Annotated in this window: 9 protein-coding genes; 4 read left to right on the top strand and 5 right to left on the bottom strand. The window is 71.8% G+C overall.

Features of this window, described 5'->3' with window-relative positions; all coding sequences use genetic code 11:
* Nucleotides 1-66: 66 nt before the first annotated feature.
* The 4 genes from ACNYS0_RS09685 to ACNYS0_RS09700 all read right to left on the bottom strand — a co-directional run bounded on the left by ACNYS0_RS09685 (nt 67) and on the right by ACNYS0_RS09700 (nt 6,888).
* The gene (locus tag ACNYS0_RS09685; RefSeq protein WP_422472341.1) at nt 67-792 is read right to left on the bottom strand and encodes a class I SAM-dependent methyltransferase; all 726 of its coding nucleotides are present in this window, start codon (nt 790-792) and stop codon (nt 67-69) included.
* An 85-nt stretch (nt 793-877) separates the two neighbouring features.
* Nucleotides 878-3,259, bottom strand: a complete 2,382-nt coding sequence (locus ACNYS0_RS09690) for an ATP-binding SpoIIE family protein phosphatase (protein WP_422482549.1) — start codon at nt 3,257-3,259, stop codon at nt 878-880.
* Nucleotides 3,260-3,827: 568 nt separating this feature from the next.
* The gene (locus ACNYS0_RS09695; protein WP_422472342.1) at nt 3,828-6,236 is read right to left on the bottom strand and encodes an MFS transporter; all 2,409 of its coding nucleotides are present in this window, start codon (nt 6,234-6,236) and stop codon (nt 3,828-3,830) included.
* Between the two features lie 208 nt (nt 6,237-6,444).
* Nucleotides 6,445-6,888: an SRPBCC family protein gene (locus ACNYS0_RS09700; protein ID WP_422472344.1), complete on the bottom strand. Its 444-nt coding sequence runs from the start codon at nt 6,886-6,888 to the stop codon at nt 6,445-6,447.
* A gap of 209 nt (nt 6,889-7,097) precedes the next feature.
* Between ACNYS0_RS09700 and ACNYS0_RS09705 the strand changes: the two genes are divergently transcribed.
* On the top strand, nt 7,098-8,138 hold the full coding sequence (locus ACNYS0_RS09705) for an Rv2578c family radical SAM protein (RefSeq protein ID WP_422472346.1): 1,041 nt from the start codon (nt 7,098-7,100) through the stop codon (nt 8,136-8,138).
* 11 nt (nt 8,139-8,149) lie between these two features.
* Nucleotides 8,150-8,305 carry a Rid family hydrolase gene (locus ACNYS0_RS09710; RefSeq protein ID WP_422472348.1) on the top strand — a complete coding sequence of 52 codons (156 nt, stop codon included), beginning with the start codon at nt 8,150-8,152 and terminating at the stop codon, nt 8,303-8,305.
* A 48-nt stretch (nt 8,306-8,353) separates the two neighbouring features.
* Here the strand turns inward: ACNYS0_RS09710 and ACNYS0_RS09715 are convergent, their stop codons facing one another.
* Nucleotides 8,354-8,926 carry an adenylosuccinate lyase gene (locus ACNYS0_RS09715; protein WP_422472350.1) on the bottom strand — a complete coding sequence of 191 codons (573 nt, stop codon included), beginning with the start codon at nt 8,924-8,926 and terminating at the stop codon, nt 8,354-8,356.
* A gap of 320 nt (nt 8,927-9,246) precedes the next feature.
* Between ACNYS0_RS09715 and ACNYS0_RS09720 the strand changes: the two genes are divergently transcribed.
* Complete coding sequence (locus ACNYS0_RS09720; protein ID WP_422472352.1) at nt 9,247-11,037, top strand: 3-hydroxyacyl-CoA dehydrogenase family protein; 1,791 nt, start codon at nt 9,247-9,249, stop codon at nt 11,035-11,037.
* Nucleotides 11,038-11,122: 85 nt separating this feature from the next.
* Nucleotides 11,123-11,947, top strand: coding sequence for a TetR family transcriptional regulator (locus ACNYS0_RS09725; RefSeq protein ID WP_422482551.1), 825 nt, complete (start codon nt 11,123-11,125; stop codon nt 11,945-11,947).
* Nucleotides 11,948-12,039: the final 92 nt, after the last annotated feature.

A 12,039-nucleotide genomic window follows, 5' to 3' on the forward strand; every position in this document is an offset into this window, starting at 1 on the left:
CGTCAGCGCGTTGCGGGCCGGCCCGGGGAGCCGCTCGGGGTGTCCGGTCGGGGGTCGGTGCGGGAATCAGCCCGCGCGTCCCACCACCAACCACGTCGAGGGCAGCTCGATGCGCCCGCCGTCGGGCGAGAAGTCCGTCGTCACGAGCGGTAGCTCGCCCGCCGCGAGGACCGAGAGCCCCGCCGACGCCACGTACCCGGGCACCGCCTCGTCCGAGACCTCGCCCGGCGCGATGCCGTGCGAGAACACCTCGCCCAGTTTGGGCGGCGGACCCGAGGGGCCCGCCGCGAGCTCCTCCAGGATCGGCCGCGCCCGCTCCGACAGCTCGACCACGAAGCCGCGACCGCGCTCGCCGACGAGCGCGGCGACGGCGTCGACGAGCAGTTGCCGGTCCGCGGGCTCGCTCTGGTGCAGCACGCCCCGCATATAGACGTTGACGTCGCCCAACTCGGCGTGCAGAAAGCCCATCTGACCGTCGTCGGTGGCGTCGAGCTCCCGGTAGTCGGCCTGTCCGGCCGGGTCGGCCTCGCGGGCCCTGCCGAGGGCGGCCGCCGACAGGTCGGCGCCGACGACTCTCGGGTAGCGGTCGGCGAGGTAGCGGGTCTGCGTGCCGTTGCCGCAGCCGAGGTCCACCATCGGCAGATCGGGTGCCGCCAACTCGGGCTCGAACAGGGCGAGATGGATGCCCGCCGTCAGTGCGGGCTCGGAATCCCAGAAGACACCGCCCGGCTCCGCCGACGCGTCCTCCCAGAAACTCTCCCACGCTTCCCTGTAGCGCTCGCTCACGCTCATGGACCCCTCCCCAGGGTGCGGCAGCCGAAGTGTCAGATCGGTGTACCGCTCCGGGGCACGCCCCACAAGAACTCCGTGCGCACCTTCACCGGGGCGACGCGGAAAGTTCGAACCACACGGTCTTTCCCGTCGCTGTACGGCTCGTGCCCCACGCGCGCGAGAGCCGCGCCACCACCCGCAGGCCGCGCCCGAACTCGTCGCCGGGCCCCGCGTTGAGCAGCGTCGGCAGGGCATGCTCGGTGTCCTCGACCTCGCACAGCAGCGTTCCGGAGCGCACCAGACGCAGCTGCACGGGGCCGCCGCGCGCATGGCGCACGGAGTTGGTGACGAGTTCGCTCACGATCAGTTCGGCGGCGTCGGCGATGCCCAACAGGCCCCAGAGCGCCAGCTGTTCACTCACGAGCGCACGCGCGCGTGGCACCTCGGAGGGCTCCGGGTCGAACGTCCAGTGGGCGACGTCCGCGCTCTCGAACCCGTTGAGCCGGGCCAGCAGCAGCGCCACGTCGTCCTTGCGGCCACCCCTGGTGGCCAGCGAGCGGATGATGGTGTCGCAGGCGTCGTCCATGGACGCGGCCGGATGGGCGGCGGACTCACAGAGCGTCGCGAGCCCCACGCCGATGTCCTCCCCGCGCACCTCGACCAGGCCGTCCGTGCACATCACCAGGCGGTCACCTGGCGCGACCGGGATCCGTACGGACTCGAAGGGCACGCCACCGACGCCGATCGGCGCGCCCGTGGGCAGTTCGAGCAGTTCACTGCCGCCGTCCGCCGCGCGCACGAGGACCGGCGGGATGTGCCCGGCGTTGGCGAGGTGCAGCTCGCCCGCGATCGGGTCGTAGACCGCGTACAGGCAGGTGGCCAGGTAGTTGTCGCCGAGGCGCTGCGCCAGGTCGTCCAGGTTGCGCAGGAGTTGGGCGGGCGGGAGGTCGAGCGCCGCCATCGTCTGCACGGCGGTGCGCAACTGGCCCATCATCGCCGCCGAGTTGAGCCCGTGCCCCATCACGTCGCCGACCACCAGCGCCGTACGCGCGCCCGGCAGCTTGATGGAGTCGAACCAGTCGCCGCCGACCCGCCCGAGCAGCGTGCCCGGCAGATAGCGGGTGGCGATGTCGCCGCCCGGCATGTGCGGCTCGATCTGCGGCAGCATGCTGTCCTGGAGCGTCTCGGCGACGGCCTCCTGGTACGTGTACATGCGCGCGTTGTCGAGTACGAGGCCTGCGCGGGCGGCGAGTTCGGCGCCGGTCGCGCGGTCCATGTCGTTGAAGACGGGGCGTTCCTGGTGGCGGAGGAGGATCATGAAGCCGAGGACGACGTTCCGCGCCTTGAGCGGCACCACCAGCATCGAACGGTGGTTGATGAGCGGGCGGATGTCGCGCTTCTCGAACTGCGACGCGATCGCGTTGCCCATCTCCTCCGAGATGTAGGGCACGAGGACCGGTTCGCCGCTGGTCATGCACTGGAAGAACGGGGTGTGCACCGGGAACGGCATGGACTCGCCGACCGGTACGACATCGTCCCAGCGGCCCGGTTCGTCGGTGTGCTCCAGGGCGACGCGGTGCCACATGGTGGTGGCGTCGGGCGCGCCCTCGGGGAAGCCCTCGCCCGCGACGACCTGTTCACGGAGGTAGGTGCCCGCGACGTCGGTGAAGCGCGGCACGACCGCACGGCTGACCTCGACGATGGTGCGGGACAGGTCGAGGGACGAACCGATGCGCCCGCTCACCTCGTTGAGGAATTCGAGGCGGTCGCGCACGGCCGCGTACTCGAGGTCCTCGGCGGTGTCGGCGTCGTCGAGAGGGGCGCGCGGGGACGGCACGCCGAGGGCCGTGGCACGGGCGGCCTCCGCGCGGCGCTCCTTGCGCTCGGTGCGCCGGGACACGCCCCAGTCGGCGGTGACGGGGACCCGGTCGTGCTGGCTGAACTCCAGGACCGGGTAACCGAGTTCGAGCACTTGGGAGACGATCCGGGCGCTCTCGGAGACGCTCATGCTCGGCAGGATCTCGGGCAGCTTGCGGGCGAGTTCGTCGGCCGCCGGGAAGTCCGTGTGCAGCGCGAAGGCGGGGGCTATCCGCTCGACCTCCGGCCCCTCGTCGCCGCCCAGCCTGTTGGCGTCGGCGGCCAGTACGAGCAGCCGTTCCGGCCCCGGGCCCACCAGGGGGTAGGCCCACCACAGGACGTCGATGCGGTCGCGGGGCTCCGTGCTGGTGTCGAGGCGGGCGCGGCCCGCGGCCGGGTAGGACAGCCGGCCGCCGAGGGATTCCTCCAAGTCGTGCGGGGCGGGGCCCTCTTGGGGGAGTACGCCGGAGACCGGGAGCAGGTCGGCGGCGGGGCGGCCCACCGCGTCCTCCTTGGGCGGGCCGAAGAGGCGGCGGGCGCCGCTGCTCCAGTGCGATACGCGGCCCGCGTGGTCGATGACCACGACGGCAAGCGGGACGCGGCCCTGCGGGGCTTGACCGGTGCCGTGCATCGCCGCGTTCCTTCCCTCCGGCGCGCCGGGGGTGCGCGCCGCCTCTTCCACGGTACGGCTCCGCCGGTTGGCGGGTGGCTTCTTGGCGGTAATTGCCTTGCGGGGCTTGACTTCCCTTGTTGCGGCCGCCCGTCCCCCGCCCCGGGGCTCCGCCCCAGCCCCCGCGCCTCAATCGCCGGCGGGGCTGTCATCGCCGAACCAGCGTCGCGCCCTCGGGGCTCCGCCCCAGTCCCCGCGCCTCAATCGCCGGCGGGGCTGTCATCGCCGAACCGGCGTCGCGCCCTCGGGGCTCCGCCCCAGTCCCCGCGCCTCAATCGCCGGCGGGGCTGTCATCGCCGAACCGGCGTTGCGCCCTCGGGGCTCCGCCCCGGACCCCGCTGCTCAAACGCCGCAGGGGCTTGAATTGCCCACCCGTCCCCGACTTGAGCAACCCGCCATCAGCACGCCTCCCCACCCGCTGCGGTCGGCCGCCACCGGCTTGGGCAATCTGCCGCCTTGGGCGGCAGGGTGGGCAAGGCGGCGCCCGGTGCCGCGCAACAGGGGCGGACGGGCCCGGCCACGGCACCGGTCAGTCCTCGTGGCCCAGTTGGAGGTCGCGGTCCGTGCGGCCGCCTCCCGCCACCTGGAGGACCGTGGCCACCGGCGGGTAGCCCGCGGCGATCACCGTGTACTCGCCGGAGGCCAGGTCCAGGAAGCGGAAGGTGCCGTCCGGGCCCGTCGTCAGGGTGTCCACCACGTTGCCCGCCACGTCGAGGAGCGTGACGCGCGCGTCCTCCACCGGGCGGCCACCACCCGCCCGCACCGTCCCCCGCAGCATCGCCCCGCCCGCCAGCTCCACGTCCTGGCGGGTCTCACGGGAGGCCATCACCGTCACCGGCATCGCGGCCGGCCGGAACGCCGGGGCGCTGGCCGCCAGGGTGTACTCGCCCGCCACCAACTCCGTGATGACGTAGGAGCCTTCACGGCCGCTGCGCGTCGTCGCGACCACCTCGCCGTGCACGTTCGTGAGTGTGACGATCGCCTCGCGTACGGGAGTTCCGTCCGCCGTCAGCACCGCACCCGCGAGCCGTCCCGCACCGCCGAGGACCACGTCCAGGTCCACCGGACGCTCGCCCACCGTGACCGTCACGGCCTGCGGCTGGTGACCGCCCGCCGCCGCGATCAGGACGTACGAGCCCGTGCCCGGCGTCGCGAGCGCGTACCGGCCGTCGTCGCCGCTCGCGCCGCGGCCGATCTGGGTGCCGCCCACGTCGATGAGGGTGAGCGCGGCCCGCGGCACCGGCGTGCCGTCGGAGTGCCGTACGGTCCCGCAGACCGGGACCCCGGCGGCGAACGCGGAGGCGCGCTCCTGCGAGGGGATGGCGTGGGTGTCGGAGCCGACGGAACCGGCGGAACTGGACAAGAGAGGGGTCTCCTTGAGGAAGAAGGCGAGGAGCAGGCCCAGGACGAGGACCGGCACCAAGTAGAGGAAGATCCGGGGCATCGCGTCGGCGTATGCCTCGATGTACGGGGTGCGCAGCGCGGCGGGCATCGCGTGCACGAGCTGCGGGGTGATGGACTCGGCGTCGGGCAGGCCCTGCCCGGTGGCGGGGACCCGGTCGGCGAGGGAGTCGGTGAGCCGGTCCGCGAAGAGCGTGCCGAAGATCGCGGCGCCGACGCTGCCGCCGATCTGCCGGAAGTAGTTGTTGGCGCTGGTGGCCGTGCCGAGGTCAGATGCCCGTACGGAGTTCTGCACGGCGAGCACGAGGACCGGCATGATCAGGCCGATGCCCGCGCCGAGGACTGCCATGTAGACGCTGTATTCGAGGCGTGGGGTGTCGGCTTCGAGGCGGGAGAGGAGGTACATGCCCGCCGTCGACAGGGCGCCGCCGAGGATCGGGTAGAGCTTGTATGTGCCTGTGTGGCTGATGAGTTGGCCGGACACGATGGAGGCCACCACCACTCCGCCCATCATGGGGAGCATCAGCAGTCCCGATTCGGTCGCCGACGCGCCGTCGACCATCTGGAGGAACGTCGGCAGATAGCTCGCCGCGCCGAACAGGGCGACGCCCACGACCATGCCGACGAGCCCGCTGACGTTGAACACCGAGTCGCGGAACAGCCGCAGCGGGATGAGGGGTTCGGCGGCGAACTTCTCGGCGATGAGGAACAGGAGCGTCGAGGCGAGGGCGCCGACCCCTAGCCCGATGATGACGCGGTCGCCCCACTCGTACTCGGTGCCGCCCCAACTGGTCAGCAGCACCAGACATGTTGAGGCTGCCGCCAGCAACAGGGCGCCGAGCACGTCGAGTCGGGGCCTCTTCGTGGGCTTGGGCAGCTTGAGGACGACGGCCGTCACGGCGAGGGTGAGCAGGCCGAACGGGACGTTGATGTAGAAGCACCAGCGCCAGGAGAGGTGATCGGTGAAGTAGCCGCCGAGCAGCGGGCCCGCGACGGAGGCGAGGCCGAACGCGGCGCCGATCAGGCCCATGTAGCGGCCGCGTTCGCGCGGCGGCACGATGTCACCGATGATCGCCTGTACGCCGATCATGAGCCCGCCCGCGCCGACGCCCTGGAGGGCACGGAAGGCGATGAGCTGGTCCATCGTCTGCGCGCGCCCCGCGAGCGCGGAGCCGATGATGAAGACGACGATCGCGAACTGGAAGACGCCCTTGCGGCCGAAGAGGTCGCCGAGCTTTCCGTAGATCGGCAGACCGACGGTCGAGGTCAGCAGGTAGGCGGTGATCGCCCAGGACATCTTGTCCAGGCCGTGAAGTTCGCCGACGATCCGGGGCAGCGCCGTGGCGACGATCATCTGCTCGAGGGCGGCGAGCAGCAGCGCCAGCATCAGGCCGACGAAGACCATGCGCACACGGCTGGGACTGAGACCGTGTCCCGGCAACTGGGCCGGTTGCGCGGGCCGTTGCGGCTCCGGCGGGAGGTCGGGCGGGGCCACCGGTTCCCCGACCGGATCGGTCACCAGCGTCACCGTGCCCACCTGCAGCTCCCCTCGTCGCCCTTGCGCGGCCATTTCTCGCATTACGCGACAACTGGGGGCAAGCGCGAAGAATCGCTGTTCAGGTGGGCCGGATCGACGTATCCGCCGGTGGGAGCCCTACGGCGTACAACGGCGGCAGAACGAAAACCACTCGAAACGGTGAGCGGCGGATCAGTGCGCGGGCGTTACAACTGCCCGCGCACGCGGGTCACTTCTCGACCTGCGTCGCGAGGCCCGCGAGCACGGCGTCGTAGATGCGGGCGAGGCCCTTGGGGGCGAAGGTCTTCTCGAAGAAGCCGCCGATGCCGCCCGCACCGTTCCACACGGTCGTGACGGTGACGCGCGACTGGCCGTCGCCTGCCGGCGTGACGCGCCACGTCGTGACCATGGAGGAGTTGCGGTCCTTCTCGACGAGCTCGCCCTCGGTCGGCTCGGTCACCTCGAGCAGGCAGTCGCGCACGCGCTTGCTGGTGGCCTGGAGCTTCCAGTGCACGAGCGTGCCCTCGCCGTCGCCACCCTCGCGCACCTCGTACTCGCTGAAGTGCTCGGGCAGCATCTTCGCGCGCGTGCCGCTGTAGTCGGCGAGGGCGTCGAAGACGTCGTCCGGCTTCGCGGCGACGACACGTTCCGTGGTGGCCTCGACCTGCGCCATGACACTTCCTCCAGCAATCGGTTCTTCAGGGACCGCCGCCTGGGCGACGACCGGCCCTGGGGCGGTGTCAAGCCAACCACCCTCCGTACCGGCCGCCCAAATCGGGGCCGGACCCCGGCCACACCTGCTACGGAACGCGTTCGCACGGGGTTCGCACGATCAAGGGAACATGTGTTCTATTCTGTGGTCAGTGCTACCGAGGAGGCGTCATGCGCTGGGAGAACCTCACGGACGAGCCCGTCGACCACGGGCGGGCCCGGGACGCCGCGCTGTTCGGCGCGGACACGGTGGTGAGCAGGACCTTCGACACCCCCGAATTCGCAGGTGTGACGTTCCACGAGATCCGGTCCCGGTCGATCGTGAACCGGGTGCCGGGGGCGTCCCGGATGCCGTTCGAGTGGACCGTCAACCCGTATCGGGGCTGCACACACGCGTGCGTCTACTGCTTCGCCCGCAACACCCATCGCTATCTGGACCTCGACACGGGGCTCGGCTTCGACAGCCAGATCGTGGTGAAGGTGAACGCGCCGCAGTTGCTGCGCCACCACCTCGCCTCGCGGCGCTGGCACGGCGAGCACATCGCGATGGGCACGAACGTCGACTGCTATCAACGGGCCGAGGGCCGCTACCGGTTGATGCCCGGCATCATCGAGGCGCTGCGCGACTACGCGAACCCGTTCTCGATCCTGACGAAGGGCACGCTGATCCTGCGGGACCTGCCGCTGCTGCGGCAGGCGGCCGAGGTGACGGACGTCGGGATCTCGGTCTCGGTCGGCTTCGTGGACCGGGAGCTGTGGCGCACCGTCGAGCCGGGCACGCCCGCGCCGGAGCGCCGCCTCGACGTCGTACGCGCCCTCTCCGACGCGGGGATCGGCTGCGGGGTCCTGATGGCTCCGGTGATCCCCTTCCTCGGCGACCACCCGGACCAGCTGCGGGCGACGGTCCGCGCCATCGCCCGGGCGGGCGCGACCTCCGTGACCCCGCTGGTCCTGCACCTGCGCCCCGGCGCCCGCGAGTGGTTCATGGGGTGGCTCGCGCAACACCACCCGCACCTGGTCCGCCGCTACGAACGCCTCTACGCGGAGGGCGCCTACGCCCCGAAGTGGTACCAACGCCGCGTGACCCGCCAGGTCCACGAACTGGCGGAGGAATTCGGTATCGGCCCGAGCCGGGCAGCCACACCCCGCCGCATCCCCGCCCGCGAGGAAACCCCGACCCCCGAGACCCCGACACAGCTGACCCTGCTGTGAGGATGACCCGCATGACGCACCTCACCCACATGCCCGCCGTGCGCCGGGCCCGCGACGAGTTTCTCGACCCCGCGCGGCTGCCCGCCGCCTCCGCGGTGCAGGTCGCCGCGCTGATGTCGCCGGACTTCCTGATGGAGATCGAGGCGCTCGCCGTCACGCCGGAGTGACGGCGGACGGCCGACGGGCCGATCCACCGCCAGAGCCGGACGGCCGCCTCACGTCCGCGGCAGCCGCGCCAGTGCCGCCTCCGCCGCCATCGCGAGGCGCGGGTGGGTGGCGGCCTCCTTGAGGACCTCGCGGGCCCGGGGGTCGGCGAGGCTGCCCAGGCCCTCGACGCAGGCGAGGGCCACCTTCCGGTACGGGTCGTGCGGAACGAGGCGGCGACGGAGCGTGGCGATCAGGGCCGGGGCCGACTCCGGGGCGCGGAGCTGGGTGAGCAGGCGGACGGGGTACAGGGCGTAGGCGACGCGCAGCTCGTTCGTCGCCAGGGCCGCGGCCGCCCGTGCGGTGCGCGGGTCGCCGAGCGCGGCGAGGGCCTCGGCCGCCGCGGCGCAGCGCTCCGGGTCACGGTGGTTGAGCAGCAGGACGAGGGACTCAAAGGCGCGGCCGTCGCCCGCCATGCCCAGCCGATACGCCGCCAGCTCCCGCGCCCACAGCGGCTGCTGCGGCGCGGTGAGCACCGCCGCCAGCTCGTCCCTGTCGTGGGAGGCGACCAACTGCTCGAACGCGGGCGTTCCACCGGATTCCTTCCGGATGCGTTCCGTTACCGTTCGCGACTCTTCGTCCATGACGTCGAGGGTAGACGGGCACCGCCTGCGGCGACGTAGATCACAGCGACCTTTCAACGGCGAGGACTGGCGCGCTCGTTACTCGCTGGTTAAGCTCAGGTGAGCGGGGCATACTTCCCGCAGCACCGCTCGCGGCGGCCTGGTGACGCAGCCGTCGTGAGTGTCAGTCGGTTCGGTACCCGTGTGTACCGCAGTACGGCTCGGCCCCGGGACAGGGCCTGCCGGTTCGGCTCAACTCCCGCACCTCCCGCGCCGGTTGTCCGCGCGTGTGCGGCGCTCAGTCGCCTCAGCCGTCACCCCTCATTTTCTGGAGTTCCCAGATGGACGCTCCCCTGTCCCGTATCTCAACTGTGGCCGTCGTCGGCCTCGGCACCATGGGCACCGGCATCGCCGAGGTCCTGGCCCGTGCCGGGCGCGAGGTCATCGGCATCGACATCAGCGAGTCCGCCACCGCCCAGGCCGTGGCGTCCCTGGAGGCCTCGACGGCGCGTGCGGTGCGCCGCGAGCACCTCACCGAGCAGCAGCGCGCGGAGCTGCTCGCCCGCTTCCGTACGTTCACCGACCTCCAGGCCGCGTCCGAGGCCGACCTGGTGATCGAGGTCGTCCCGGAGTCGTACGAGATCAAGCAGCAGGTCTTCCGCGAACTCGACGGCATCGTGCGCCCCGACACCGTCCTCGCGACCGGCACCAACGCGCTCTCGGTGACCCGCCTCGCCGCCGATTCGGCGCGTCCCGAGCGCGTCCTCGGCCTGCACTTCTTCAACCCGGCGCCCGCCATGAAGCTCGTCGAGGTGGTGTCGTCGGTGCTCACCGCGCCGGCCGCCGTCGCGACCGTCACCGATCTCGCCATCGAGCTGGGCAAGGACCCGGTCGCGGTCGGCGACCGCCCCGGCTTCGTCGCGGACGGGCTGCTCTTCGGCTACCTCAACCAGGCCGCCGCCATGTACGAGGCCAAGTACGCCTCGCGCGAGGACATCGACGCCGCGATGAAGCTGGGCTGCGGACTGCCGATGGGCCCCCTCGCCCTGCTCGACCTGATCGGCGTCGACACGGCCCGTACCGTCCTCGACGCCATGTACGCCGAGTCGCACGACCGGCTGCACGCCCCCGCCCCGATCCTCAAGCAGCTCAGCGAGGCGGGTCTGACCGGGCGCAAGGCCGGCCGCGGCTTCTACACGTACGAGGCGCCGGGCAGCGCCGTCGTGGTGCGCGACGCGCTGACGCCGCTCAGCGACGCGCTCACCGGTCCCGCCCGCACCGTCCGCTCCGTCGGCGTCGCCGGTTCGGGAACGATGGCCTCCGGGATCGCCGAGGTGTTCGCGAAGGCCGGGTACGACGTGGTGCTCGCGGCCCGCAGCGAGGAGAAGGCGGAGACGGCCAAGGCCCGTATCGGCAAGTCGCTCAAGCGATCCGTCGACAAGGGCCGGATGACCGCGGAGAACGCCGAGGAGACGCTCGCGCGCATCTCCCCCGCCGGTTCCTACGACGCGTTCGCCGAGGTCGACCTGGCCCTGGAGGCCGTCGCCGAGGACCTGGACGTGAAGCGGCAGCTGTTCGCGACGTTCGACAAGGTCTGCAAGCCCGGCGCGATCCTCGCGACCACGACCTCCTCGCTGCCCGTCGTCGCCTGCGCCCGCGCCACCTCGCGCCCGCAGGACGTCATCGGGATGCACTTCTTCAATCCGGCGCCCGCCATGAAGCTGGTCGAGGTCGTGCGCACGGTGCTCACCTCCGACGAGGTGCACGCCACCGTCCGCGAGCTGACCCGCAAGGTCCGCAAGCACCCCGTGGACTGCGGGGACCGCGCCGGCTTCATCGTGAACGCGCTGCTCTTCCCGTACCTGAACAACGCGATCAAGATGGTCCAGGAGCACTACGCCTCGCTCGACGACATCGACGCCGCCATGAAGCTCGGCGGCGGTTACCCGATGGGCCCGTTCGAACTGCTCGACGTGGTGGGCCTGGACGTCTCGCTCGCCATCGAGCGCGTGCTGCACCGCGAGTTCCGCGACCCGGGCCTCGCACCGGCACCGCTCCTCGAGCACCTGGTGGCCGCGGGCTGCCTCGGCCGCAAGACGGGCCGTGGTTTCCGCGAATATGCCAAGCGCTGATTCGGTCGGTGAGGCCGAATCCGGTTGGGGCGGGCTGCTCGGGGAGCCGGGCGGCCCGCTGACCGGGGCACCACCGGGCACGTACATGCAGTACGTTCGGGGCATGTCCAAGGCCGACCAGTCCTCTCGTACCTCCGCCACGCCCGACGCGCCGGAGAGCGCCGCGGGCAATCGGGCCGCGGCCCAGCGGCTCAAGATGCGCCGCGAACTCGCGGCCGCGGCGATGGAACTCTTCGCCACGAAGGGGTACGAGGCGACGACGGTCGACGAGATCGCCGCGACCGCCGGGGTCGCCCGACGCACGTTCTTCCGCCACTTCCGCTCCAAGGAAGAGGCGATCTTCCCTGACCACGACGACACCCTGGTGCGCGCGGAGGCCGTGCTGAACGCGGCGCCGGCCCTGGAGCACCCGCTGGACACGGTGTGCCGGGGCATCAAGGAAGTCATGAAGATGTACGCCGCGCAGCCCGCGGTGTCCGTGGCGCGCTACCAGCTGACCCGCGAGGTGCCGACGCTGCGCGAGGCGGAGATCGCCTCGGTGGCCCGCTACGAGCGACTGTTCACCCGCTACCTCCTCGGCCACTTCGACGAGCAGGCGCACCACGACGGCAACGACGACCCGTTGCTCGCCGAGGTCGCCGCCTCCGCCGTCGTCACCGCCCACAACCACGTACTGCGGCGCTGGCTGCGGGCGGACGGCCAGGGCGACGTGGAGACCCAGCTCGACCACGCCTTCGCGATCGTGCGCCGCACGTTCGGCACCGGCATCGGGGCGGGCCGTACCCCGGCCGCCGCCTCGCCCCCCGCGCAGGTCTCGCAGAACGGCGAGGTCCTCGTCACGGTGGCCCGCACGGACGCGCCGCTGCCGGAGGTCATGCGCACGATCGAAGAGGCTCTCAGGAACCGGTAGCGGGGCCGCCGCTTCACAAGGCGCCTCACCTGGCACGCAGTGCCAGGTGAGGCGCCTTTTTCATTCCTCCGGCGCGCCACTCCTCGCCCCGG

Origin of the sequence: Streptomyces anthophorae, from assembly GCF_049310305.1 — a bacterium.
Taxonomy (GTDB): domain Bacteria; phylum Actinomycetota; class Actinomycetes; order Streptomycetales; family Streptomycetaceae; genus Streptomyces.